This window comes from Methanobacteriaceae archaeon, assembly GCA_029219465.1.
Lineage (GTDB): Archaea > Methanobacteriota > Methanobacteria > Methanobacteriales > Methanobacteriaceae > Methanocatella.
In genome coordinates, this window is record JAQXTL010000011.1 from 1 (window position 1) to 25,387 (window position 25,387).

General features: G+C 31.3%; 26 protein-coding genes, 1 tRNA gene and 1 rRNA gene. 5 read left to right on the forward strand and 23 right to left on the reverse strand.

What is annotated here, in order from left to right:
• Positions 1–163 precede the first annotated feature (163 nt).
• The 5 genes from PUD86_06290 to PUD86_06310 all read right to left on the reverse strand — a co-directional run bounded on the left by PUD86_06290 (position 164) and on the right by PUD86_06310 (position 5,671).
• Positions 164–237, reverse strand: a tRNA-Ala gene (locus PUD86_06290).
• Positions 238–316: 79 nt separating this feature from the next.
• Positions 317–1,792: ribosomal RNA gene (locus PUD86_06295) — 16S ribosomal RNA — on the reverse strand.
• Positions 1,793–2,289: 497 nt separating this feature from the next.
• Positions 2,290–3,330, reverse strand: a complete 1,041-nt coding sequence (locus PUD86_06300; protein MDD6776884.1) for a TIGR01177 family methyltransferase — start codon at positions 3,328–3,330, stop codon at positions 2,290–2,292.
• 28 nt (positions 3,331–3,358) lie between these two features.
• The gene (locus tag PUD86_06305; GenBank protein MDD6776885.1) at positions 3,359–4,297 is read right to left on the reverse strand and encodes a PH domain-containing protein; all 939 of its coding nucleotides are present in this window, start codon (positions 4,295–4,297) and stop codon (positions 3,359–3,361) included.
• Positions 4,298–4,432: 135 nt separating this feature from the next.
• Positions 4,433–5,671, reverse strand: coding sequence for a proteasome-activating nucleotidase (locus tag PUD86_06310; GenBank protein ID MDD6776886.1), 1,239 nt, complete (start codon positions 5,669–5,671; stop codon positions 4,433–4,435).
• Between the two features lie 186 nt (positions 5,672–5,857).
• On the opposite strand from PUD86_06310, the gene PUD86_06315 reads away from it, so the two are divergent.
• Positions 5,858–6,352, forward strand: coding sequence for a multiprotein bridging factor aMBF1 (locus tag PUD86_06315; protein MDD6776887.1), 495 nt, complete (start codon positions 5,858–5,860; stop codon positions 6,350–6,352).
• A gap of 298 nt (positions 6,353–6,650) precedes the next feature.
• Here the strand turns inward: PUD86_06315 and PUD86_06320 are convergent, their stop codons facing one another.
• The 11 genes from PUD86_06320 to PUD86_06370 form a co-directional block, all read right to left on the reverse strand.
• Positions 6,651–7,082: a DUF356 domain-containing protein gene (locus tag PUD86_06320; GenBank protein ID MDD6776888.1), complete on the reverse strand. Its 432-nt coding sequence runs from the start codon at positions 7,080–7,082 to the stop codon at positions 6,651–6,653.
• A gap of 38 nt (positions 7,083–7,120) precedes the next feature.
• Complete coding sequence (locus PUD86_06325) at positions 7,121–8,338, reverse strand: hypothetical protein (GenBank protein MDD6776889.1); 1,218 nt, start codon at positions 8,336–8,338, stop codon at positions 7,121–7,123.
• 47 nt (positions 8,339–8,385) lie between these two features.
• A complete protein-coding gene (locus tag PUD86_06330; protein MDD6776890.1) occupies positions 8,386–8,835 on the reverse strand; it encodes a hypothetical protein in 450 nt (149 codons plus the stop codon).
• A gap of 85 nt (positions 8,836–8,920) precedes the next feature.
• Entirely contained in the window at positions 8,921–10,351 is a 1,431-nt protein-coding gene (locus tag PUD86_06335; GenBank protein MDD6776891.1) for a Mur ligase family protein, read from the reverse strand.
• 32 nt (positions 10,352–10,383) lie between these two features.
• The gene (locus PUD86_06340) at positions 10,384–11,466 is read right to left on the reverse strand and encodes a phospho-N-acetylmuramoyl-pentapeptide-transferase (protein ID MDD6776892.1); all 1,083 of its coding nucleotides are present in this window, start codon (positions 11,464–11,466) and stop codon (positions 10,384–10,386) included.
• 64 nt (positions 11,467–11,530) lie between these two features.
• Complete coding sequence (locus PUD86_06345; GenBank protein ID MDD6776893.1) at positions 11,531–12,625, reverse strand: ATP-grasp domain-containing protein; 1,095 nt, start codon at positions 12,623–12,625, stop codon at positions 11,531–11,533.
• Positions 12,622–13,092, reverse strand: coding sequence for a hydrogenase maturation peptidase HycI (gene hycI, locus PUD86_06350; GenBank protein ID MDD6776894.1), 471 nt, complete (start codon positions 13,090–13,092; stop codon positions 12,622–12,624). Before hycI ends, PUD86_06345 begins: the two co-directional genes overlap by 4 nt.
• Positions 13,093–13,101: 9 nt before the next feature.
• Positions 13,102–13,869 (reverse strand): methyltransferase domain-containing protein, encoded by a 768-nt coding sequence (locus PUD86_06355; protein MDD6776895.1) that lies wholly within the window; start codon positions 13,867–13,869, stop codon positions 13,102–13,104.
• A gap of 5 nt (positions 13,870–13,874) precedes the next feature.
• On the reverse strand, positions 13,875–14,330 hold the full coding sequence (gene nikR, locus PUD86_06360; protein MDD6776896.1) for a nickel-responsive transcriptional regulator NikR: 456 nt from the start codon (positions 14,328–14,330) through the stop codon (positions 13,875–13,877).
• A gap of 115 nt (positions 14,331–14,445) precedes the next feature.
• A complete protein-coding gene (locus PUD86_06365; protein ID MDD6776897.1) occupies positions 14,446–14,913 on the reverse strand; it encodes a hypothetical protein in 468 nt (155 codons plus the stop codon).
• A 34-nt stretch (positions 14,914–14,947) separates the two neighbouring features.
• On the reverse strand, positions 14,948–15,592 hold the full coding sequence (locus tag PUD86_06370; protein MDD6776898.1) for a hypothetical protein: 645 nt from the start codon (positions 15,590–15,592) through the stop codon (positions 14,948–14,950).
• A 75-nt stretch (positions 15,593–15,667) separates the two neighbouring features.
• On the opposite strand from PUD86_06370, the gene PUD86_06375 reads away from it, so the two are divergent.
• Both PUD86_06375 and PUD86_06380 read left to right on the forward strand, forming a co-directional pair.
• A complete protein-coding gene (locus PUD86_06375; GenBank protein MDD6776899.1) occupies positions 15,668–16,222 on the forward strand; it encodes a DUF2115 domain-containing protein in 555 nt (184 codons plus the stop codon).
• Positions 16,223–16,232: 10 nt separating this feature from the next.
• The gene (locus PUD86_06380; GenBank protein ID MDD6776900.1) at positions 16,233–16,763 is read left to right on the forward strand and encodes a TIGR00730 family Rossman fold protein; all 531 of its coding nucleotides are present in this window, start codon (positions 16,233–16,235) and stop codon (positions 16,761–16,763) included.
• Positions 16,764–16,806: 43 nt separating this feature from the next.
• Here PUD86_06380 and PUD86_06385 read toward each other — a convergent pair whose 3' ends face one another.
• Positions 16,807–17,268, reverse strand: a complete 462-nt coding sequence (locus PUD86_06385; protein MDD6776901.1) for a HEAT repeat domain-containing protein — start codon at positions 17,266–17,268, stop codon at positions 16,807–16,809.
• A 153-nt stretch (positions 17,269–17,421) separates the two neighbouring features.
• Between PUD86_06385 and aksF the strand changes: the two genes are divergently transcribed.
• Both aksF and PUD86_06395 read left to right on the forward strand, forming a co-directional pair.
• On the forward strand, positions 17,422–18,411 hold the full coding sequence (gene aksF / locus PUD86_06390; GenBank protein ID MDD6776902.1) for a homoisocitrate dehydrogenase: 990 nt from the start codon (positions 17,422–17,424) through the stop codon (positions 18,409–18,411).
• Positions 18,412–19,881 carry an AMP-binding protein gene (locus PUD86_06395; GenBank protein MDD6776903.1) on the forward strand — a complete coding sequence of 490 codons (1,470 nt, stop codon included), beginning with the start codon at positions 18,412–18,414 and terminating at the stop codon, positions 19,879–19,881.
• A gap of 16 nt (positions 19,882–19,897) precedes the next feature.
• Here PUD86_06395 and argB read toward each other — a convergent pair whose 3' ends face one another.
• The 6 genes from argB to PUD86_06425 all read right to left on the reverse strand — a co-directional run bounded on the left by argB (position 19,898) and on the right by PUD86_06425 (position 25,152).
• On the reverse strand, positions 19,898–20,761 hold the full coding sequence (argB, locus tag PUD86_06400) for an acetylglutamate kinase (protein MDD6776904.1): 864 nt from the start codon (positions 20,759–20,761) through the stop codon (positions 19,898–19,900).
• Positions 20,762–21,116: 355 nt separating this feature from the next.
• Positions 21,117–21,785, reverse strand: coding sequence for a phosphate uptake regulator PhoU (locus PUD86_06405; protein ID MDD6776905.1), 669 nt, complete (start codon positions 21,783–21,785; stop codon positions 21,117–21,119).
• Between the two features lie 20 nt (positions 21,786–21,805).
• Positions 21,806–22,558, reverse strand: coding sequence for a phosphate ABC transporter ATP-binding protein PstB (gene pstB / locus PUD86_06410; protein MDD6776906.1), 753 nt, complete (start codon positions 22,556–22,558; stop codon positions 21,806–21,808).
• 18 nt (positions 22,559–22,576) lie between these two features.
• Positions 22,577–23,428, reverse strand: a complete 852-nt coding sequence (gene pstA, locus PUD86_06415) for a phosphate ABC transporter permease PstA (protein MDD6776907.1) — start codon at positions 23,426–23,428, stop codon at positions 22,577–22,579.
• The gene (gene pstC, locus PUD86_06420; GenBank protein ID MDD6776908.1) at positions 23,425–24,303 is read right to left on the reverse strand and encodes a phosphate ABC transporter permease subunit PstC; all 879 of its coding nucleotides are present in this window, start codon (positions 24,301–24,303) and stop codon (positions 23,425–23,427) included. Before pstC ends, pstA begins: the two co-directional genes overlap by 4 nt.
• A gap of 36 nt (positions 24,304–24,339) precedes the next feature.
• On the reverse strand, positions 24,340–25,152 hold the full coding sequence (locus PUD86_06425; GenBank protein MDD6776909.1) for a phosphate ABC transporter substrate-binding protein: 813 nt from the start codon (positions 25,150–25,152) through the stop codon (positions 24,340–24,342).
• Positions 25,153–25,387: the final 235 nt, after the last annotated feature.

The following is a 25,387-nucleotide window of genomic DNA, read 5'->3' on the forward strand; positions in this document are numbered from 1 at the left end:
ATTCTTTTCTCAATTAATTAACACTATAAATCTAACACAATCTGGTTAGTTAGTGCCAGTTAGGGTTACTTATGCACGGAAAAAACAAAATTATTTTTCCCCTTCACATCAATTTCAAAACGAAACAATGCTGCACTAATAAGAAAATACATAAAGTATTAAGTGGACCCACCGGGATTTGAACCCGGGGCCTCTGCCTTGCAAGGGCAGCGCTCTCCCAGTCTGAGCTACGGGCCCATAAGTTAGTTTTGTAGAAACTGATAAACAGTTCAATTGTGTACATCTATCCATTACACACAAATTAATATTAAGTATTAGGAGGTGATCCAGCCGCAGGTTCCCCTACGGCTACCTTGTTACGACTTCACCCTCCTTAAAAAACCTAGATTCGAATATAACAAAACACTACATCCTCATCCAAGCCCTTTTTGGGTGGTGTGACGGGCGGTGTGTGCAAGGAGCAGGGACGTATTCACCGCGCAATAGTGATACGCGATTACTACACATTCCAGCTTCATGAGAACGAGTTACAGTCCTCAATCCGAACTACGACTAAGTTTAGAGGATTACCTCCACCTTTCGGTGTCGGAACCCATTGTCTTAGCCATTGTAGCCCGCGTGTTGCCCAGAGGATTCGGGGCATACGGACCTACCGTCGTCCACTCCTTCCTCCTATTTATCATAGGCGGTCCCCTTAGTGTGCCCATCATCCAAAAAAGGATAAGCTGGTAACTAAGGGCGTGGGTCTCGCTCGTTGCCTGACTTAACAGGACGCCTCACGGTACGAGCTGACGGCGGCCATGCACCTCCTCTCAGCTAGTCAAGCAAAGTCATCAACCTGGCTATCATACAGCTGTCGCCTCTGGTGAGATGTCCGGCGTTGAATCCAATTAAACCGCAGGCTCCACGTGTTGTGGTGCTCCCCCGCCAATTCCTTTAAGTTTCAGTCTTGCGACCGTACTTCCCAGGCGGCGGACTTAACAGCTTCCCTTCGGCACTGAAGCAGCTCAAAGCCACCCCAACACCAAGTCCGCATCGTTTACAGTTAGGACTACCCGGGTATCTAATCCGGTTCGCGCCCCTAACTTTCGTCCCTCACCGTCAGAACCGTTCCAGTTAGACGCCTTCGCAACAGGCGGTCCTCCCAGGATTACAGAATTTCACCTCTACCCTGGGAGTACCTCTAACCTCTCCCGGTCTCAAGTCTAATAGTATCTCCAGCAATTCCCACAGTTAAGCTACAGGATTTCACCAGAGACTTATTAAACCGGCTACGGACGCTTTAGGCCCAATAAAAATTGCTACCACTAGAGCTGCCGGTGTTACCGCGGCGGCTGGCACCGGTCTTGCCCAGCTCTTATTCCAAAAGCTTTTTACACTAAAGAAAAGCCATCCCGTTAAGAATGGCACTTGGGATCCCCCCGTCGCGATTTCTCACATTGCGGAGGTTTCGCGCCTGCTGCACCCCGTAGGGCCTGGAACCTTGTCTCAGGTTCCATCTCCGGGCTCTTGCTCTCACAACCCGTACCGATCAAAGGCTTGGTAAGCCATTACCTAACCAACTACCTAATCGGCCGCAGACCCATCCTTAGGCGAAAAAACATTTAAACAAAAAACCATTACAGGAATAATTGCCTATCCAGTATTATCCTCAGTTTCCCAAGGTTATCCCGGTCCTAAGGGTAGGTTATCCACGTGTTACTGAGCCGTACGCCACGAGTCTAAACTCGTTCGACTTGCATGGCTTAATCGAATCCCAATAGCAGTAGCATCTGCCAGGATCAAACAGAATTGAACACATAACAGATCATAATAAGATTGAAATTATGAAGTACGCTAAAAAATATAGACGAGTATACACATAAATTTGAAACAAAATAAATTGTAACTAATTCACCACATCTACAAAACTAACATCATACTTGAGATAATTCAAGTACTCATAAATTGTATCGCTATATGTGGAATGCAACCATCATAGTAATAATTGTTCCATACAATAATACTTAGGTCATCGCCATATAACACATAGCACATCTATTAGACAGAGAGATTTTACTAACAAAATCAATTATAAAATATTGCAATATATTTTGAAAAATTAAAATAATAACTTAAAACAAAATTTTTAAAAAAATAAAAATTATAATACTTTATTTTTTGAAAATAAAAATTTTAAAATAGCTTTAGAAAATAAATTTTTTGAAAAATATTATTATTAAAAAAGTTAGATGAAATAAAAAAATAAAATTTTTAAAAAAAAAATAAGAAAAAAATAAGATTTAATGATTATTGTGAAATTTTTTTGCGAATAACAGTAATGATTCTGGTTAAACTTCTATGCATCTTAATTCCATACTGTTCAATAATCTCAAATCCTACTTCTTCAGCAATAGGATGTAAATCTACATAGTGAGGACTTGCCATACATAGATAAGCATCATCTCTCATATTATCATATATAGATTTGAAAAATTCATTAAATATATCATCTCCTTCAATATCTCCAGTGGATGTAGAAATACCATAAGGAGGGTCAGTAACTACACTAGCTACTTTTTCATACATTTTAAGTTCACGTACATCAAGATTAAATGTTCTATAATCAGTGATTCCATAATAATCCAAATTAATTGAAGTTCCATTTTTCATTTTCCAGTAAATATCTGAACCAACAACCTTACATCCAATTAATCCTGCTTCAATTAGAATACCACCAGTTCCACAAAATGGATCAAGTAAAAGTTGACCTTCTTTTACTCTTGATAAATTAACCATACACCTTGCTAGTTTTGGACTCATTGAACCTGGATAGAAGAAAGGTCTTTTATGTGGTTTGCTTTCTTCAAAGTGTTTTTTGTTTAGTTTAATTCTCTCAATTGCAATATAAACATCACTTTGATGAACAACAACACGAACTAAAGAATTAGGTTTTGTTAGATTAACCTTAATATTTTCACAATTAGCAAGAATTAAAGAACCTGATTTTCTCTCTGTTGCAACGGTATCAATGTCAGTATGAAATCTTTTAACACGAACAGCAAAGGTTTCATTAATATAATCTGACCAGTCAATAGCTGACATACATTCATCAAAATCATCAACAGTAGTTGTTTTTATAAGTTCATGCACTTCATGAGTATATCCTAATCTTCTGGTTAAAATTTCATAATAGGAATTAATATCCTCTTTAGAAATATTTTTTAAAATAACTAAACCTTCAGTTATCACATCAATATCTGCATTAATTTCTTCACATTCCATTACTGCCTTTAACTCAGCAAGAGGTAATTCTGGATGTTCCTGTGACTGTATACATAATAATTCCATTAGATTCACCTAAAAATATATAAAAAAATTATTTTTTGAATTTATCGAAATGTCTCCTAATAACTTTTTCACTTGAGTCATCTTTTACATAATTTGATTTTTCATTATGTTTATCTTCATAGGTTCTTTGTGGCTCAATATCTTCAGAGTAATAATCATTATTACGGACATTATCCTGAAATTTTTCATTTGAATAATTATTTAAAGATTGAGAATCATCAAATCTGTCATTATAACCTTCATACTCATACTTTTTATCATTATAATTTAAATTATCCACAGGATTATTATAATCTCTTCTTGGAGGATCATTTCTTTCGTGAGTTATAGGAGTAATAGTTTCAAAATCATCATAAAACTCATTTCTGCCTAAATATTCCCCATCATCAAAATAACTTTCCTGTTGGAAATTATTATATTGTCTAGGAGGAGTCTGGAAACTTCTAAATCCTCTCATATTAGAAAATATCATATCTTCAATCTCTGAAGGGTTTGAAATATTTTTTAATTCAAGCTGATTATTATCATAAGCACTGAAAACAGACACAGTACCTATTTGAAATATTCTCTCAATGATGTTTTGAGAAGTATTAATATCCTGAATTGTTGAATAAGGAATATAATTTTTTTTAGTTGATATTACACCTGTTTTAACAATAATTCTTGAATCAGTTAATGTATATTCAATAGAATACCAACTAATAATTTGCCAGATGATATATGTTACAATAACAAGAATAATAACAAAAAACGCAATTGCAGCATACCTTGTTAAAGGCAATTGAATTTGAGAAATTAAATAAACCTGCATCTTAGCAATGAATTGAATTATTCCTGGTGAAACACATAAAACAATAATCAATAAAATAAACCCATAAATAGCTTTTTTACAACCAAAAAGCATATTTGATTTTGTTTTATGGATAATTCTCTCATTAGTGTTATTCTCATTTTTATTAAATAACATATATTAATATTAGAATTTACTTTTAAATAAAGTTTTATAAAAAAAGATTAAATAGAATAAGCCTCAGCTCGCCCATCATTCATCACATATCAGAGCTCATAGGGTTCATCATTGGCTTATTATTTAGTAATATGATTATCCGAACATTACTCCTGCTTCAGTATTAAACATTTCATCTTCTTTATTTTTGCTCATGACTTTGTCAACAGCATCCATAAAGTCAGCAACAGCAATTTTATCACGTTTGTTACGGATTGCAAACATACCTGCTTCGGTACATACTGCTTTTAAATCTGCACCAGATAATCCGTCAGTTAAATCAACAAGCAAGTCAATATCTGCTTCTTCATCAAATGACATGTTTTTGGTGTGGATTTTAAGAATTTCACGTCTTCCTTCAAGATTTGGAAGTGGAACTTCAATGAATCTATCAAAACGACCAGGACGTAATAATGCTGGATCTAAGATATCAGGTCTGTTGGTTGCACCAATAATTCCAATATCTCCTCTAGATTCAAAACCATCAAGTTCAGCTAAAAGTTGCATAAGAGTTCTTTGAACTTCTCTGTCACCACTGGTTGAACTTTTAAGCCTTTTAGCTGCAACAGCATCAAGTTCATCAATAAATATGATAGCTGGTGCTTTTTCTTTAGCAAGTTCAAATACTTCACGTACTAATCTTGCACCTTCTCCGATGTATTTTTTAACAAATTCGGAAGCTACAACTTTAATGAAAGTAGCATTGGTTTCATTTGCAACAGCTTTAGCAAGTAAAGTTTTACCAGTTCCAGGAGGACCGTATAATAATACTCCTTTAGGTGGTTCAATTCCAATTTTTTCGAATAATTCAGGTTCAGTTAAAGGCAATTCAACAGTCTCTTTAACTTCTCTGATTTGTTCTTCTAAACCACCAATTTTTTCAAATGTAATATCTGGTTTAGTTTCAATTTCCATTCCGGAAACGTTAACATCTTTTTCTGATGGTAAAACTTCAACAATACCAAAAGTTTGTTGATTTAAAGCTACCCTGGAACCAGGGACTAATAATTTTTCATCTAAAAATTTTGAATAATTAACAAGGAAACTAGGTCCGGTACTACTTTTAACAGTCATTCTATTATCATCTAAGATTTCAGTAATAGTAGCTAACACTAAAGGTGGGGACCTAAATCTATCAATTTCTGAACGTAATGATTTATTATCTTTTTCAAGTCTAATTTTTTCATTTTCAATTAAGACTTTATCTTTTTCTAATTTCCTAACTTTAAACATTAGGTTGCTTCTAGCTTTGGAGTTTTCTTCTTTTAACAAATCGATTTCATTTTGTAAGTTTTCTACAGTATCGATTAATTGTTCTTTAGAAGTGTTTTCCAAATCGTCGAAATTATCCATAGGAATCATCTCCATTTTAGAATAAATTTTTCATAACAGTCTACTTTAATAACAATTTGTAACTTTAAAGTATATAAAATTATTCATTTAAAACTTTTACTAACAAACATTTAATAACTTAATGGTATATAATACTTATTAAAAGAAAATATAAGGAAATTGATTAATATGGAATGTGAAATTTGTGGCAAACCAGTACCTGAAAATAATCCTATTAGAGCAAAAATTGAAGGATCAGTCATGGTTGTATGTAAAGAGTGTTCCAAATTAGGAACAATACAAAAAGCAGCTCCACAATCAAAGTTTAGGCAACAACCTAAAGGAAGAAAATCCAAAAATAATGTCAAACGTAATAATTATACAAGAAATGATGAACCTAGCGAAGAATTGGTTGAAGATTTCAGTTTAAAAATAAGAAATGCTAGAGAAGCAAAAGACTGGTCTCGTGAAGATTTAGGTAAAAAAATTAACGAAAGAGTATCAGTTATCAGCAGAATTGAAACTGGAAAAATGACTCCAGACATCAAATTAACCAAAAAATTCGAAAAAACATTAAACATTAAACTTCTAAACAAAATTAACAATGTTGATTTAAATCAGTTCATCAACACTTCTACTGGTGAACGTACCTTAGGAAGTATAATGAAAATTAAAAGAAAATAATTATTTACATAACACCAACTTAAAACCATCATCTCACAACACTTTTTTATAATCTAATTTTTAACAAATCCTGCAAATGATATGGATATTACAAATAAAATATTGGCTAAACTAAAACAAATATAAAATAATAATATTTAGAGTCAATTAAAATAAGAAGATAACCAATTCATTCAAATATAATTGTAGGTTATTTGAATATATAAAAAGTAGAATATAATTAAAAAATAGGTTTGTAATAATGTTTCAGTTTCCACCATAGAAATCCAAAACATTAACCATTACAATTACTATGCAGTTATTTTACATAACTGTTTAATTTTTCATTTTTAACATGTCTTTTTTTGCCTTTAATAGAATAATCTATTAAACCATCATTTTTTGCTTTATGTGAGTAATAACCCTGAAACGCTTTAGCATTATCAAGTATCTTTTTTAATTTATGATAATCATCATACTCATTACTAATAACAACAACATGTGCTGGAGGATGAATTTTTTTTACTTGCATAATACTTAATGTAGTATCCTCTTTAACAAAAAATGCAGTAGCAACTTTAGATTTTGTTCTAAGTTTTGAATTTAAAATTTTTTCAACAATTGAATCAGCAAAATTAGAATCTACAACTTTTGGTTTAGTAACTAAATTCAAATTACCATGACGTTCCATATCTGCAATTGCATTAAGTAATTTTGAATTTGTTTCCCCCCTAATTAAAATTAATGCCATATTAGATCACCATATAAAAAAAATAAAAAGGTGAAAAATCACCTATTTTGGAAAGATTTGAGCAATCTGCTTCTAAACAAGACCAATAAAATTAATATAATACCAACAGCGGTCTGTATACTTCCAAGAATTGTTAAGAGATTGCCATCAATTGGCAAATTCCATGCTGGAGAAGATTTATCCGCAGGAAGTGCCTTATAATAAACACCAACAGCTTTTGAACCTTGTTTTACATTAAGATCTTTAGGTTCAACATGATCCACACCTACAATAAGACCATTATCAATACCCCTATTGATAGAACCTGCAATTGCTGATGCATCATAACCATTTTTAGCAACAGATGCTTCTACAATTTCTTTAGTAGTATCTGCTAAACCTGGCCTATCACTTCCATATACTGATACTGCAACCGCATTCGAACTAATTGTTAATGCTTCACCTAATGCCTGATATGCATAAACCGTACGGATTTCAGAATTACAAATTGGACATCTTTCGTGAGCTTCCGCAGCAGGATAACCTACTGCCCATCCACAATTATCACAAACTTTTGAGTATTCTTCATCCATAGGATACCCAGTACTGTTCATCTCTTTTGGTGTAAACATGTCTGAAGTTGAAATACCTGATACGAGGTTTACTCCACCCCCACCGTATTTCTCACCAGAGTCACGAGCAACTTCACCCATGGCTTCTGAAAGAATTGTGGTTGCAGGATAACCATCCCTAATCATTTTACCAATATTCATTGCAGTTTCTTTTCTTACTGCATCAGCAGTACCATATAATGGATTTCCCGCTGTATTTCTCAAGTGAATAATAGCCCCTTTTTGACCAGGTGGTAAAGTAGCTACACCACTAGTGTAAGGAGTTACTTTAATATCATGACTATCATCATCAACTGTAATTACATATGCACTGAAGTATCCTCCAACAGCAGCACCAATATTTGGACCACCAACAAGAATACGGTTACCATTATAATGGGATGCAACAGATGCTGCAGATGCAGCAGAAGCATTGTTTTCCAAATTTGCAATAGCTTCAACAATAGAATCTAATCTTGAATCTGAACTACCAGTACCCCCGGAGAGTACAGCAAATTGATTATTTCTAGATAATAGAAATGTTGACTGGAACATATTATCCGCAAAGGACATACTTCCAGCAGCTGCACCATTTGGGTCTTTACCAGAAGGATCAGTAATTACCACAATATTACAAGTAGCAGCCACACTACTCATAGTCAGCAAAAAGATAAAGAAAAATGCTACTAATGAAAGTTTTGATTTACTGAATTTCATCCTTCCACACCACTTTTTGTTTTATCTGTTAAATCTACTGACGAGAAGTCTTCAATAACAGTAACGGTAACTACACCTGTATTCTTATCTACTTGAACATCAGCAGCAGTAATTGGTTGAACAGATGTACCTGGTACTGTTGACTGTTTTGCAAATTCCTGGGCCGTCTGAAGGGCATCTTGCAGTGATACTTCTCTTTTAGAAGTTTTTAAAACATCACCATAGATTACACTACCGTCCCTAAAACCAGCTTGCATAACATTTGATCTAATAGTATCTACTGGAACTACATCATTACCTTTGATAATGACTCCAGAAATCGCAATACCATCATGTATCTCATCAGAAGAAGCAAATGCGACATAGGTAATTAAACGGCCACAAAGAATCAACATAAACGCTAATAATAAAATTATTAATGTGTCTCTTCTAATCTTTATAAACATGTTTTTCCTCTTGTATTATTATTATTCTTTTAGAAAAAGAATAAAATTATACATTTATTATATTAAATTAATTTAATATTTAAATTTATATTATGTCTTTTAAAAGGGACTCTGCAGGGTCCATTCCCTGAGCACCAATTAATAAAATAATATCATTTTTATCTGCATTATTATAGACATTGCGCAAACAATCATCTAACTCATCAAAATGAGTGTATTCAATGTTATTTTCGTTTAAAACATTGAAAAATACCTCTCTTTCATCATCATTAACCCAGTTTAGAGAGTTAACAACATCATTACTTGAGGATAAGATTAATTTCATGCCATCATCCATAGCTTCAACAATAGCTTCAACATTTAACTGATTGATTTCAACTCCTCTAGAACCCCTAATAGCACAGACAATATGTAATGTCTGGTTTTCATCAAGTAATTTGTAAGTTTCAGAAATTGTTGCTTTGATTCCATCAGGATTATGAGCAAAATCATCAAAGATTAAAGGTTCTTTATGTAATTTTGCAAAACGTCTATTGAGAGCTTTATAAGATTTAACTCCATCAATAATAGTTTCAATATCAATATCTAAAGAAATACATGCTCCAATAGCTGATAAAATATTTTGTATGAAATGTTTACCACTAAATGGTAATTCATCAACAGTTAAAATTGGATTATTTTTATAGTAAATTTTCCCATCATCGAAAAATACTGAATTTTCTTCATTAATTTTAGACATTGAAGTGTAAAATGGATTTATTGCATCTAATTTCATTACCAAATCATCATCGTGGTTTAATATACAAATTCCATCACCAATTGCTTTTGGAACTTCAACTATTTCATCAAAAACATCATCAATAGAATTTACAAGACCAATATGATCCATTGCAATATTGGTTATTACACCAACTTTAGGTTTAATAGCTCTACTCATTAATGCTGCGTGGTTTTTCATTAACTTTCCAAGCCAACCTTGGACCTCAGATACTTCAATAACCAAATAATCTAATTCTCCGTTTTCAATAACTTCATCAGAGATTAATTTAGATACCATTGGGTCAATTAATGTGTTAAATTCGGATTCACTATCTGTGTTAGTAAGAACATGATATCCAGCATTGTTTAATATATGATAAATTAAATGAGATGTGGTTGATTTACCATTAGTACCAGTTATTACAATATTTGTTGAATTAGGAGAATATTTTTCAATTGAGTGTGAAAGTGCAAATGAATTAGCAAGTTCAATTTTATCAGTTACTATTAATGGGAATCCTAATTTATTCGCCATTTCAATAGCTCCGTCTTTTGGAGTTTGAGTAATTAAACATGCAATATTTTTCTTAAATGCCATTGCAACTCCATCACCATTAATCCAGTGTCTTACAACAATATCTCCAGTGTGAGCATCATTTAAAAAAGTAAATCTACCAGAAAATCCATCTATTGAAAAAAAATCATCATTACCAAAAATTTTTCCGTTAACTAACTCAACTATATCATCAATTTTCATAAATATCACCAAAAAAAAGAAAAAAAAGGAAATTAGAATATGTACATTTTAGCAAGAATACCAATTATACATAATAAAAGTGTAATTCCCCAATAACTAAGAACAATCTTTGTTTCAGACATTCCATAATGATTTAAAGTGTGATGTAATGGTTCAACAGGTAATTTAATAATATTTGCTCTGTGAAGTAAACTAACAACAACTGATATGATAGGTACTCCTAATGCAAGTACTCCGAAATATGGGATATCACAGACTAATACTGCTGCTGCATAACCTATACCTAATACAAATGATCCAGTATCTCCCATGAATATTGAAGCAGGGTGTTTGTTGAATACTAAGAATCCTAAACATAATCCTGAAAGGAGTAAGAATGGTGGAATAATTGTTGCTGGTCCAAATAAGTAACCATATACACAACAAGCAATGGAAGCAATACCAACAATACCTGCTGCAAGACCATCCATTCCGTCAATAAGATTAACTGAATTAATAGATCCAAGAATTGCAATTATAACAACAGGAATAGCTAAAATACCTAATTGGAAACCACCTAAAGTTGTAACAATACCTGTTAGTGCAAAGAATAAACCTAATACAATTTGACAAATAATTTTTTCAAGTTCTTCAGGTTCTGTTTTAATTGGAACTTCACCGACAACCTCAACTTTACCTTCTTTAAGCAAATCATTTACTTCAGATTTTGCTTTAGGAGTAGCTACACGAACTTCTTCGTTAGGTTCAACATCCAATCTTCCAAGAGTAATAACCTCATTAGAAATATTTACAACAATTTTTTGAACTTCTTTAACTTTAAGTCCGATTAAATCATCTACTAAACCTACAACTCCACCAGCAAGCATTATGAAAGATACAAGTAAAACAGGAGTGTTTTGGTAATATAATGCAATTACCAATGAAATTGTAAATAGAAAAGCAATTCCTCCCATTGTTGGAGTTCCGCTTTTATGTCTATGTTCACTAACTATAGGATTATCAGAAATCCTTGCTTTGAGCAATATTCTTTTAATATACCAAGTAAAGAATATTGTTCCAAATAATGTTATCAAAAAAAGAATTAACATATCTGTATTATTCATTTTACCACACAATAAATCTTTAAACTAATAAAGTATCTATTGATAGTAGTATATAATTATAACTTATAATACAGAATTATAATAATTTTGAGATTAAGTTATCCAAATCTTTTTTAGAATCTGCTCTTGCAGTGAGTCTTTGATATCCTTCAGGACCATGAACAACAAAATCATTATCATCAAAAGATTTTACAGGCTCATTTGGACAAGGTCCATTGTAATCTCCAACTGGAATTTCAGTAGAATAGTGATATTCCAATTTATCTGAAATATTAGCAGGTGAAAACTCACCAATTGCCATATTGACCAATTCACATAATGAATTAACACCACAAGTTGCAGTTGTTAAATATCTGGTTCCATTAGGACGTGTATTAACTTCAATAGCATATAACTGGTCTTTTTCAGGAGAGTACATGAAATCCATCTCAAAAATACCATCAGAATCCAAGTTTTTAGCAACTTTATATGCAGTATGCTGTACAAGATTATTATCTAATCCCTGAACCATACATGGACCAGTTTTAACTTTGCTTAATGGATGTGTTCCTTCCAATGTAGTTTCACCTTTATAAATTGGAGGTAATGCAACAAATTCTCCATTAAATCCTAATACTTCAATAGAAATTTCAGATCCTTCAATGAATTGTTCGCATAATGCCTGATTGAAGTTTTCAAAGTATTCTTCAACATCATCCATGGATTTAGCTATTTTAATATCCTTTCCACCTTGACCTTCACCCTGTTTTAATACAACTGGAAACTCCAAGGTCAAATCATCAGGACTATCTAAAATCTGATATTCAGGAGTTACAACACCAATTTCATCATAGAATTTTTTGGTTTTGATTTTATTGGAAGTAAGTTCAACAGCCCTAACATTTGCTGCAATAACTGGAATTCCATGTTCTTGTTCTATTTCCTCTTTCATGTGTGCAACATCTATTAATGGAGGGTCAATTCCAATTAATGGTACAATTGCATCAACATTTTGCATTACTGCAACCTGTTTTGGACCATCCATTCCACGAGGGACAATAAACACTTGATCGGGTAAATCTAAATTAATTGCATTTTCATTAGATTCAGTTAAAATACTTTCAATGTTTTTTCTTTTAACATACCAGTCAATATCATCATATAATCTAGAACCAATAAATAATAATTTCATAATATAGCCTCTTTTAATAAGTTAATGAAATAAAAAGCAGTTTTTTCAATTTTTTCAGATAGCTCTTCACCAAATTCCATAGTTTCAGGTTCAATTCCAACAAATATTATTTTAAAATCATTGTCTCTTTCCAAGTATTTTACAAAATATGATAAAGACATTGAATGAGTGGAAATACCAATGTTTACAAAATCATCTTTATCCACTATTTTAATATCCCCTGCTTCACCACCCATCAAGCATGCATCAACAATGATTACATGAGAAGGTTGTTCTTTTCTAATTTTACCAGTAAAGTTTTCTGGAACTGTTTTAGCATTAATACATATTACATTATCTTTTTCATCAAGATTATCAACAATGAAAGGTCCAACACCATCATCACGTTTAAGTTCATTACCAACGCCTAAAATAAGTAATTTTTCATAACCTTTTAAAAATTCATTTAATTGTAATTCAAAAGACAAGATATCACCTTAGTAATACTTGGTTTTAATACTACCAATTCCATTACCCATTATATATTTTAATTTTATATTTATTAAATCATTTACATTAACTGTTTTCTCATCTAAAGGAATTAATAATGGTGGGTTCAACATAGGAAGTGGACCTACAATTAAATTTTCATTAAGTTTAGTGTAGCTTGTAATCTTTAATCCATTAATAATACCTGATTTATCTGATTTTAAAGATAAATCTGCTTCAAATTCCGGATTAATATCATTTAAAAAATTAAATTCACTATAAACTATTGGTTTTGAATAGGATTCATAGTTTACTCCCTCATCCCAATGAATATAATGCCTTTCAAGATTTACAAGTTCAACAGTGTTTATAATAGCTTGAGGTATAATAATTCCATCGTCTTTTAAGAATTTTTTAGCATAATTAAGAACAGGCACTTCTTCTTCGTCAATTAGTGCAGTGTCAAGCATTTCACAAACTATTAAGTCTGCTTTTTTTGTAAATTCATAATCTAAAACATCACTGTTAATAACTTCAATGTTTTCAAATGAATTTAGATTTTCGCAGGCACATTCATAAGCTTGCCTGTCAATTTCAAGAGAAATAGTATTATCAAAATGACTGTTTAAAAAGTAAGATAAGATTCCACTACCACATCCCAAATCGTAAGCTAAATCCGTATTACCCCCATAATCTTCAATAGCTTCGAAGAATGCAGATAGCCTATCTGTATCTTTTAATAAGTCAAAATGATAATGTGTTGTTTTAAATTTCATATGACTTAATGATGGTGATGATGACCATGGTCATGTGAATGTCCAGGTTCATGGAAATCTTCACCTTTTGCTGTACTTGTGAGTTTTACATGTTCTACACCTTTAAGTCTCATAATTCTTTCTGTTAACTCACGAATTTCAGCAATATCTCCATTAACCACTACAATTTCCATACAATACTTGTCAGTCATGTGAATATGCATACTTGTATTGATTTCATTTCTGAAACTGTGTTGAATTTCAGCTAAGTTTTCCATAACCCCAGTGTAGTGGTGGTCATAAATAATAGTTACAATACCAATTCTTTCGCCTTCCATAGCATTCATCCATTGGTATCTAACAATATAATCTTGAAGAGCATCACGAATTCCTTTTGAACGGGATTGGTATCCCCTATCCTTTAATACTTCATCAAAATCAGCTAGTAATTTTTTTGGTAATGACATACTTATTCTCATCATAATAAAACACATTAAAATATTAATTAACAACATTATGTATAATAATTAACTTATATAAATATTATGATAAATTAGCAAAATGTTAATACTTCAGTATAAAAAAAAGTAGAAAATATTATTCAACAAGCAAATAATATTCTCCGTCGTCCCTATCAATAGGTTTTAGAAGACCTTTATTTTGAAGTGATAGAATAATATGATACATTCTAAAGTTTGTTAGGCCAAGCTCGCCGTAAAGCAAGTGTCCTTCAAGAGTATATTTTGAAATTAAATTTTTTTCATCAACTAAACTTTTAATTAAGTTATAGGATTCTTTTTCTTTTAAATTTAATTCCAACTCTTCAATATCTTTTTTAGAATTAACCGTGTTGATTTCTTTTTCACTGTCAGACAAACTAACTTTATTATCTTTGAAAATAACCAAATCTTTATCACTAAGCTCTTCAAGAATCTGGACTAAATCATACTCATGAAAACCCAATTCTTTTCTTAAAACATTGACAGGAATTCCTTCAGAATATTCAATGTTGAATATTTTAATTTGGTCTAAAACAACTTCTTCTTTTTTAGTAATGTTAATCATATAATCAGGAACTTTAATTTTATTATTAAAACATCTATGACATTTGTAATTCCTGTTCAAGCGCTTTTTGTTCTTGTTTATTTTTCTCAGCATGTTCTTCAGGAGTTAAATCAAACGGTCTTGTGAAAAACAAATCAAGATCATTTACAACCTGACAAATTGACATGTGAAGCAATTCTTTTAAAGCAAGACTTTTTTGAACTCTGTTTAAGGAATCATCACCATAAATATTGTCATAATCTTTTTTATAATCTTCACGAATTTTAGCAGGGTCTAAATCAATTTCTAATTTATTTGCATCATATTCTTCAGTTAAAACTAAGAAATTAATTAATTCCTCTTTTTCATCTTCAAAGTCATTGGATTCATCATCAATAACATCATGGAAATAACTGCTTACAGATTGGAAAACATCTCTTGAAACATTTCCATTAAGGATATTCTCGATAAATAAACCAAATATTTCAGAAATATAGTATTTTCCATCTTCTACTTTAGTTTGGAAAACGAGTTCATTTTCTACATTTGCAACATATTGAATTAAACAGATATCCTTACCTTTTTCAAAGGTTTTGATGTCAAATTTAGAATTATTTAGTTTATAATCCGCATTGCTTTCTAATGCATTTTCAATATTTTGAATATCTTCTTTTGTAATCTCCATAAAATCTTCAGTCATTTCATTTACCCCATATTCTATTTAGGTTTTTTATAATATTAAAATATTTATTAATTAAATTTTATAATTAAGATTATGGAAAGTGAATGTATATTAGTAGAACTTAAAAAATTATCCGATGAAAACTCAATTACAAAAAAAGAGTTAATGGAATTGCTTAAAAAATATGCCCGTATTATATCAGTGCATGATTTAATGATGGCTACAGCACATATGAGAAAAGATGGAGAATTTGTTCATGCTAATTATCGTGAAAAATACTTAGAAGTTTATATTAAATATTTTATTTTACGTATGAAGGAAGTCATTGAAAAAAATGACTATGATTATGATTCAAATATTGATAAGCAATCTTTTGATACATCATTTCCTATGCTTGAGAGAACATTTGAAAAAGAAAGAATAAGTACATCAAAAGATGATAAATTTCCATTAATTTATGTAATTACTGCATTATACACTACATTTATTTTAGAAGAACCAATACATCCTGTTGGAAGTGAATTCCCAGGTAGTTTAAAAGTTGAAGTAAAAAATGGAGAATTTTTATGTCCAGTTAAAGACAAACAAAAAGATAATACCGACGCAATATGTCATTTATGTCTTGCTGAACAAACACCAAACATCTAGAGGAGAAATTATGAGAATTTGTCTTTATGGATCAGGAAGTAGAAAAATTGATGAAATATATACAAAATTAGCATACCAATTAGGTTGTGCTATTGCAAATAATAACCATACTCTTGTTTTTGGTGGTGGAGACACTGGAATGATGGGTGCATGTGCCAAAGGTGTTTATGACAATGATGGTAAAAGTCTTGGAATAGCTCCTGAATGGATTGGTAATTTTGAGCCTTTATGTGAAACATGTTCTGAATTTATATATGTTGATTCAATGGATGAGAGAAAAAATAAGTTTGTAGAAAATTCTGATGCTTTTATTATTGTTCCTGGCGGAATTGGAACATTGGATGAGTTTTTTGAGTGCATTACTCTTAAAAAACTCAAAAAACATGACAAGAAAATAGTAGTTTTTAATATCAATGGTTTTTATGATACAATGTTTAAAATGATTGATGAAATGGGAGAAAAAGGATTTTTATATAAACAAGAAGAGCTTTTCAAAAAAGCAAATACCATTGATGAGATTTTTGATTATTTAGAAAGTTAAAAATATTCATTGAGTGAAATACTCAATGAATTAAAAATAATATTTATTTGTTGATGGATTCAATAGCGCTTTTTGCACCTGCTTTTACAAAACTACTTTCATCATCAAGTAATTTTTCAAGTTCAGGGATAGCTTTTTCATCACCTAAGTTTCCAAGTGCCCAAGCAGCTGCTCCTCTTACTTTCCAATCTTCATCAGCTAAAGTTTCAATTAAAGGATCAACAGCGCCACTCATACGGGATACTGCAGTAGATGCTTCTCTTCTAACAAGTTTGTTGTTGTCTTTTAAAGCAGCAATTAAAGCAGGAATAGCTTTTTCATCATTGATTGCACCTAAAATAGTAGCTGCATGCATTCTGATGTTTTTCTTTCTGTGAGATAATGCATCAATTAAAGCATCAAGTGCTTCTGGACCTCTTAATTCTAATTGTCCAATAGCTTCTTCAACAGCAAAGTCATCTTTATCATTTAATAATTCAATTAATTCTTCAATACTACGTTCCATTTTAATTCCTCACAAGATTATATTTAACTAATTATATTTATTATATGCTACTAACCATATAAAAATATTTCGATAGTATACGAACAAATTTTATAATTAAATAATATTAAAGCAATATAATTAATAATATAAAAAATTATCATAAGTGAAATAATGTATAATATTGCAATTATAAGTGGAGACGGAATAGGTAAAGAAGTAATGGATGCCTGCGAATATTTACTTGACAAATTAGATTTAGAATTAAGTTTCAAGTATGGTGAAGCAGGTTTTGATTGTTTTAATAAAAATGGAACTACATTACCTGAAGAAACAATCAAAATAGCTAAAAATAGTGATGCAACATTATTCGGAGCATCAACTTCAACACCGGGCCAACCTAGCCCAATTATAAATTTAAGAAAAGAACTTAACGTTTATGCGAATATAAGACCGATTAAGTCATACAAAGGAGCAAACTCACTACGTGATGACATTGACTTTGTAATTGTTAGAGAAAATACTGAAGGATTATACTCTCAAATTGAATACGGCGATGAAAATAAAATGATTGCCGAAAGAATAATTACTCATAAAGCATCCGAGAGAATATCCAAAGCAGCATTCAACATTTGTAAAAAAAGAGGACAAAACAAAGTTACCTGTGTTCATAAAAGCAATGTCTTAAAAAAGACTGATGGAGTATTTAAAGAAAGCTTTTACAAAGTAGCAAAAGAATATCCTCAAATTACTGCTGAAGACTTTTATGTTGATGCAATGTCAATGTATCTAATTACACAACCTCAAAACTTTGAAGTTATTGTTGCAAGTAACTTATTTGGAGACATATTATCTGATCAAAGTGCTGGACTTGTTGGAGGCCTTGGTCTTGCCCCATCCGGAAATATAGGAGACCCTAATGGATTATTTGAACCAGTTCACGGATCAGCACCCGACATAGCTGGAAAAAATATTGCAAATCCATGTTCAATGATATTAACCGCATCAATGATGCTTGATTACTTAGGAGAATGGGAAGTATCAAATAACATAAACAAAGCCGTTGAAAAAGTAATTAGTGATGGTAAAATAAAAACTCCTGATTTTGGAGGAGATGCTTCAACCATGGAACTTACAAAAGCAATTGTTAAGGAGCTAATATAAATGTTAAATATTACAACTTTTTTAGATGCAAACTCAAAACGTTTAGATAAAAATGTTTTATATAACCCAACAAATGGGGAGAAATACAACTCTGGTGAAATCCTATCAATTGTTTCTGAAATAGGAAGAAATTTAAAAGAATTAGGAATAAACAAAGGTGACAGAGTCTTAGTATATTTAAAAAACTCAGAAGAATATTTATTTTCACTTTTTGCAATATGGAGAATAGGAGCAGTAGCTATTCCAACAAACAGAGTTTTCACCCCACACGAACTCGAATACATTGTTAACGACTCAAAAGCAAAATTAATGATTACTGATGATAAAGCAAAAGACATCATCGATATTGACACATATGTTCCAAAAGACATTCTCAATTATAAAGATTGTGAAATATTAGAATCAGAAAACACTGATTGGGATGATTTATGTCAATTACAATATACTTCAGGTACTACCGGACAACCTAAAGGTGCAATGCTTACCCATGGAAATTATTTCACTGCAATTCATAATGAATGTGATGTATTAACCTTAAAACAGGACGATGTGTTTTTAGGAATCTATCCAATGGCACATGTAGGTTTATCCTGGGCAATTGCTGCTTTAAGATCAGCTGCTTATTACATTTTAATGGAACAATTCGAAATAAACGAATATTTGGCGTTATGTGAAAGTGAAAAAGTTAGTGTATTAACTGGAATGCCTCCAGTAATTCATACATTAACTACCATGGATGCTCGCAATCAGCTTAAAACTGTTCGTGAAATTGTTTCTGGTGGAGGACCATTACATAAAAAAATATGGAAAGATTTCCACGAAACATACCAAATACCAATTATAAATGCATACGGATTATCTGAAACAATCGTAATTGGAACTGGAACTGTTATTAGACCAGAAGATTACAGAGAAGCAGACAGATTTGAAAGTGTAGGTCATCCAGTTTGTTTTTCAGAAGTTAAAATCGTTGATGAAAATGACCCTGAAAAAACATTACCAAAATACGAACAAGGTGAAATTGCACTTAGAGGTCCTGCAATAGCTAAAGGATACTGGGGAAATGAAGAAAAAACAAAATCAACACTTACACCAACCGGCTGGTTTTTAACAGGAGATGTAGGATATCTTGATGATGATAACCGTTTATTCATTACTGACCGTAAAAAAGATATGATTGTAATGAGTGGATGGAAAATCTACCCAACAGAAGTTGAAGAAGTGCTTATCAAATATCCTGAAGTTAAAGAAATAGCTATTTTCAGTATAAGCGACCGCCACAGAGGAGAAATTCCAGTTGCAGCAGTTGTCTGGGAGGAAAACGAAGATATCGAAGGATTATTAGAATACGCACGTGAAAATCTCTCAAGATACAAAGTTCCAAGAAAAATATATACTCTTGATGAACTTCCAAGAGTAAACGGTTGGAAACTTCTTAGAAGAGAGCTTAGAAGAATTTATAAAGAATAAAAAAAGTGACTATGATTTATTTAAAAATCATAGTTCCAATACCATTTGTAGTGAATATTTCTAAAAGTAATGAGTGTTTCTTACGACCATCAATAATATGACAGGATTTAACACCATTATTAATAGCATTCACACAGGTTTCTATTTTTGGAATCATACCACCAGAGATAATTCCTTCTTCAATAAGTGAAGGAATCTCATCAACCCTAATTTTTTGAATCAAAGATGTTGGATCTGACGGATCTCTTAAAACACCTGGAACATCAGTTAAAATAATTAATTTTTCAGCATCAACAGCACTTGCAACTTCACCTGCAGCAGTATCTGCATTTAAGTTAAGACTAGTACCATCTTCAGCAATACCTACTGGTGAGATTACAGGAATGTAATCATTTTCTAAAAACATGTTTAATAAATCAGTATTTACACAGTCAACTTCACCTACAAGACCTAAATCAACAATTTCCTCATCAATTTTACTTGCGCCTTTTTTATGTGCAAATATTAAACTTGAATCTTTACCAGATAAACTTATTGCCTTACCGTCGTGTTTAATAAGTTCTGATACAATTTCAGTAGATATTTTACCAACTAAAACCATTTCAATAATTTCCATAGTTTCTTCATCAGTAACTCTTAAACCTTTAATAAATTTAGATTCTTTTCCCAGCTTATCCATAGATTTTGATATTTCAGGACCTCCACCATGTACAATTAATGGTTTCATCCCAACATATTTAAGTAAAACAGTATCACGAGCAGTAGATGACTTAGCTTCTTCATCAACCATCGCATGTCCACCATACTTAATTAAAATTTTTTTATCATGAAACTTCTTAATATATGGTAAAGCTTCAATTAAAACATCTATATCTTTCATTTAATCACTAAATTAAATATTATTTTTATCATTTATAATAGTTTAGAATATTCTTATAAAAATTAGAGATTTCAATACCAATATTTAAAATCCATATTCAATATAAATTAAGGTTATGATGAAAAAATATTTAAAAATAGCTCAAATAGTTTTAGTTGTAATTGCAATACTTCTTCTTATTAAAACAATCATTGGAAGCCCACAATTATACAGTCAAATAGAACTTATATTGGTAATATTAATAATTATTGTATTATTTATTATAAAACCAAATTCATAATTTTTTTATAAGGGGTTGAGTGGTGAGGTTGAAATTGTATTAAAAAAGGATAATAATAAAATTGGTGTAATTTTATTATTGTTCAATATCAGGTCTTTTTAAAGTTTGCATAAATACAATTCTAGAACCGATATTTACTGTTTTATCTGCAATTCTCTCAAAGTTTCTTGCAATCATGATAAGATCCATGAATTTAGGAACAGATTTGCTGTTTTCAATCATTATCATGGATTGTTCTAAAATTGAGTCATACAAATCATCAACTTCATCATCATCAATTGTTAATTCTCTTGCTTTTTGGATGTCTTCATTTAAGAATGCTTCAATTGATTTTTCAAGCATGCCTTTAACATATTTTGCAATAGAATCTAAGTCTGTTTTTGTTTTTTCAGGGATTTCAATATCTTGGATGTTTTTAAGGGATTGGGAGATTTTCATTAATAAACGACCAATTCTTTTAATGTGACTTATAATTCTAATTGAAGACTCAACAAATATTAAATCGTGAGCTACAGGTTTTTCTGTTGCCATAAATGTAATACAGTCTCTTTCTAAATTGACTGCTTTAAGATCAATTTCACCGGACCTTTTTGCAATAGCTTCATATAATGTTTCATCAGGAGCATTAATCAAACTAATAACTTCCTCATTAGATTTAATAGCTAAATCTCCTAATTGTTTAATGTCATTTTCAATTTTTCTCATTCTGTTTTCAAATGTAATGTTTGGGTATTCATTATCCATATTTTCACCAACTTTTTTAATTATCCAAATCTTCCAGTAATGTATTCTTCAGTTTTTTCTTCTTTAGGATTGATGAATAGTTCTTCTGTTTTACCTGTTTCAATTATTTCCCCATTTAAGAAAAAGGAGGTATAATCTGATACTCTTGAAGCTTGTTGCATGTTGTGGGTTACAATAATAATTGTATAATCTTTTTTAAGATCATGGATTAAATCTTCAATTTTAAGGGTTGAAATAGGGTCAAGAGCAGAACATGGCTCGTCCATTAAAATAACTTTTGGATTGTTTGCAATTGTTCTTGCAATACATAATCTTTGTTGCTGACCTCCAGATAATCCCATTGCAGATTGATCAAGCTTGTCTTTTACTTCATCCCAGATAGCTGATGCTTTTAAGGATTCTATTACTCTTTTTTCAATGTAATCTTCATCATCGATTCCGTGAATCCTCAATCCATATGCTACGTTTTCAAATATTGATTTTGGAAATGGATTTGCTTTTTGAAATACCATACCTACATTTTTTCTTAATTCTACAACATCAACATCTGAGTCATATACATCTTTACCGTCAATGAGGATATTTCCTTTGCAGCTGAATGTTGAAATTAAGTCATTCATCCTGTTGATTGATCTTAAAAATGTTGATTTACCACAACCGGAAGGTCCAATTAATGCTGTTACAGAGTTTTCCGGTATGTTCGTATTTATATTTTTTAAAATTTGATTATCACCAAAATAGGTGTTAAAATTCTTAACTGTGATTTTATCCATAATATTAACCTCTTTTATTTAATTTCCCATCATTTTCTTTTGATATCTGTTTACATAGTAGTTAGTAAGGAATGTTATTACTAAAACGATAAGTACAAGCACTGTTGCAGTACCATATGCATTAGGAAGGGATACTCCTTCTGTTGCTAAAACATACAAGTGCAATGGTAAAGGACGTCCTGGGTCAAACATTGAAATCGGGATTGATGTAGCAGATCCTACAGCATACATAACTGCTGCTGCTTCTGAAATTGCTCTTGTGATTGCTAGGATAACTCCTGTAACTATTCCAGGAATTGCGGCAGGTAAAATTACTCTTGCGATTGTTTGCCATTTTGTAGCTCCTAAACCATAACTTCCTTCTTTATATTGGATTGGGACTGAAGATAAGGATACTTCTGCAACTTGGAAAATTGTTGGAATTGCCATAATTGCAAGTACTAATCCTGCTGAGAGAACAGACCATCCTAATCCGAGGAATATTACGAAAAATGATAATCCGAATAATCCATAAACGATTGATGGAATTGATGCTAATGTTTCTGCACCAAAACGGATTAATCTTGATAATAATCCATTTTTAGAGTATTCAACCATATATATTGCAGCACCAACTCCTAATGGAGTAGCTATTAAAATTGCAATAAATGTTACATATAAACTGGATATGATCATAGGGAAAATTCCACCAGATTTTCCAGAATCAACCACTTCACCAAAAATGAATTCTAAATTACATACCTGAATCCCATTAATAATGATGTATCCTAAAATGATAACCAAAATGGATAATGTAAGTACACCTGACAACTTGAAAACGTTGTTCATTATCTTTTGGGAAGTTTTAGCGCTAATGAAATCAAATTTCATAATGTTTCCCCTCCAATGTCGAGTTTATATTTGCGTTTTATGTAGTTTGCAATGATCAATAACAATACTATAATTATGAATAATATTACAGCAGTTGCAAATAATGAATTGTAATGAATTCCAGTTGCGTAGCTCATTTCTAATGCGATGTTTGATGTTAATGTTCTAACTGGAGCAAATATGGAGTTTGGAATTTGGGATACGTTACCTGCAACCATGATTACAGCTAAGGTTTCACCTACTGCTCTACCCATACCTAAAATAACAGCAGTAATGATACCAGGTAATGCTGCTGGAAATATGATATTTTTAATTGTTTGCCAGTTTGTTGCACCTAAACCAAGGGATGCTTCTTTATATACCTGTGGAACACTACATAATGCATCAAATGACACGGAAATGATAGTTGGTAGAATCATTATTGCAAGGATAATTCCTGCTGTTAAAATACTAAAACCACTACCTCCGAAGTATGTTCTTACAAATGGAACTAATACAACAAGTCCGAAAAACCCGTAAACTACAGATGGGATTCCAGATAATGTTTGAATAACTGGTTTTAAGAAGTTTCTAACTTTTTCATCAGCTACTTCAGCCATAAATATAGCGCATAAAATTGATAATGGGACTGCAATAATTAATGAAAGTAAGGTAACGCATAATGTTCCTACGATCATTGGCAATACACCGAATAATTCATCACTAGGTGCCCAATCCAATCCAAATAAGAATTGGAAAAATCCAACTTCCTGAAATGTTGGTAGCCCTTCAATGAAAATAAATCCTAAAATGACCAATATTATGAAAATAGAAAATACTGCCGTTATTAGCAGTCCTTTTTCTATTAAAAATTCTGAAAATTTATTTTTACTCATTTTAATCTCTCTTTTTTAAAAAATCCATTTTTATAATTATTTGCTTGGTCTTATAATTTTTTCTTCACTTAAAATCTTTTGACCTTCTTCTCCGTTTACCCAATCAATAAAGTCTTTTAAATCTTTTGAAGGTGTTCCTTTAACAAGGAATAAAAATGGTCTTTGTAATTCATATGAACCATCTGATATTGTTTCTATACTTGGGTTTACTTTATCAACGGACAATGCTTTTACATCATCTGACATGTGGGCAAAAGATACAAAACCAATTGCATTTTCATCCTGTTTTACTGATTGTTTTACGGATTCAGTTGAACTTTGTACAATTGCATCACTTCTAATGTCTGTATCTTTTCCTAACACGATACTCTTGAATGCATCTAATGTACCTGATCCTTCTTCACGAGTTATAACGTGAATTTCTCCGTCAGGACCACCAACTTGATTCCAGTTTTTGACTTTTCCTGAAAATATGTCTTTTAATTGTTCTTTTGACAAATCAGTAACAGTATTTTGATTATTTACTGCAATCACAATACCTTCTTGACCGATATTGTATTGAGTAAGACCTTCATCTTCATTTTCTTTTAATTCTCTTGAACTTGTTCCAATATCTGCAATGCCTTCATGGACACTTTTAATACCTACACTAGAACCTCCACCCTGTACATTAAATCGAACATCAGGATGTGTTTCTTTATAAGATTCTACAAGTTTTTCAGCCACTGGCTGAACTGAGGAAGATCCTACTATGTTAAATTGTGTGGAACTTCCAAAAAATGAAACAGCAGTAATTCCGATAATTAAAAGTAATATGATTGTTATAATTACGATATTTTTTTTCTTCATTTTGAATCATGCTTTTTTTATTATTTGTGCAAACCTTATTGTTCACACAATTAAAAAGTTCATTTTTCACATATATAAAGGTAACTAAATAAGAATTATTATTCACAAAAAGTGAATGATATTATTTAAAAAATATAAACAATATAATACATCATTCCTAAAATGTGAACACATAATCATGAAAAGTACAGATAATGTAAAAAATTTAAAAATAAAAAGAAAGTAAGTTGTTTTT

Coding starts and splice junctions, on each gene's coding strand:
- PUD86_06380 (MDD6776900.1), top strand. CDS start 16,233: ATGAGAATTTGTCTTTATGGATCAGGAAGTAGAAAAATTGATGAAATA.
- PUD86_06315 (MDD6776887.1), top strand. CDS start 5,858: ATGGAATGTGAAATTTGTGGCAAACCAGTACCTGAAAATAATCCTATT.
- PUD86_06330 (MDD6776890.1), bottom strand. CDS start 8,835: ATGTTTATAAAGATTAGAAGAGACACATTAATAATTTTATTATTAGCG.
- PUD86_06405 (MDD6776905.1), bottom strand. CDS start 21,785: ATGGATAATGAATACCCAAACATTACATTTGAAAACAGAATGAGAAAA.
- argB (MDD6776904.1), bottom strand. CDS start 20,761: ATGAAAGATATAGATGTTTTAATTGAAGCTTTACCATATATTAAGAAG.
- PUD86_06300 (MDD6776884.1), bottom strand. CDS start 3,330: ATGGAATTATTATGTATACAGTCACAGGAACATCCAGAATTACCTCTT.
- PUD86_06365 (MDD6776897.1), bottom strand. CDS start 14,913: ATGATTAACATTACTAAAAAAGAAGAAGTTGTTTTAGACCAAATTAAA.
- pstB (MDD6776906.1), bottom strand. CDS start 22,558: ATGGATAAAATCACAGTTAAGAATTTTAACACCTATTTTGGTGATAAT.
- pstA (MDD6776907.1), bottom strand. CDS start 23,428: ATGAAATTTGATTTCATTAGCGCTAAAACTTCCCAAAAGATAATGAAC.
- nikR (MDD6776896.1), bottom strand. CDS start 14,330: ATGATGAGAATAAGTATGTCATTACCAAAAAAATTACTAGCTGATTTT.
- PUD86_06375 (MDD6776899.1), top strand. CDS start 15,668: ATGGAAAGTGAATGTATATTAGTAGAACTTAAAAAATTATCCGATGAA.
- PUD86_06335 (MDD6776891.1), bottom strand. CDS start 10,351: ATGAAAATTGATGATATAGTTGAGTTAGTTAACGGAAAAATTTTTGGT.
- PUD86_06370 (MDD6776898.1), bottom strand. CDS start 15,592: ATGACTGAAGATTTTATGGAGATTACAAAAGAAGATATTCAAAATATT.
- PUD86_06345 (MDD6776893.1), bottom strand. CDS start 12,625: ATGAAATTATTATTTATTGGTTCTAGATTATATGATGATATTGACTGG.
- PUD86_06320 (MDD6776888.1), bottom strand. CDS start 7,082: ATGGCATTAATTTTAATTAGGGGGGAAACAAATTCAAAATTACTTAAT.
- PUD86_06395 (MDD6776903.1), top strand. CDS start 18,412: ATGTTAAATATTACAACTTTTTTAGATGCAAACTCAAAACGTTTAGAT.
- PUD86_06355 (MDD6776895.1), bottom strand. CDS start 13,869: ATGAAATTTAAAACAACACATTATCATTTTGACTTATTAAAAGATACA.
- PUD86_06305 (MDD6776885.1), bottom strand. CDS start 4,297: ATGTTATTTAATAAAAATGAGAATAACACTAATGAGAGAATTATCCAT.
- PUD86_06385 (MDD6776901.1), bottom strand. CDS start 17,268: ATGGAACGTAGTATTGAAGAATTAATTGAATTATTAAATGATAAAGAT.
- PUD86_06425 (MDD6776909.1), bottom strand. CDS start 25,152: ATGAAGAAAAAAAATATCGTAATTATAACAATCATATTACTTTTAATT.
- pstC (MDD6776908.1), bottom strand. CDS start 24,303: ATGAGTAAAAATAAATTTTCAGAATTTTTAATAGAAAAAGGACTGCTA.
- aksF (MDD6776902.1), top strand. CDS start 17,422: ATGTATAATATTGCAATTATAAGTGGAGACGGAATAGGTAAAGAAGTA.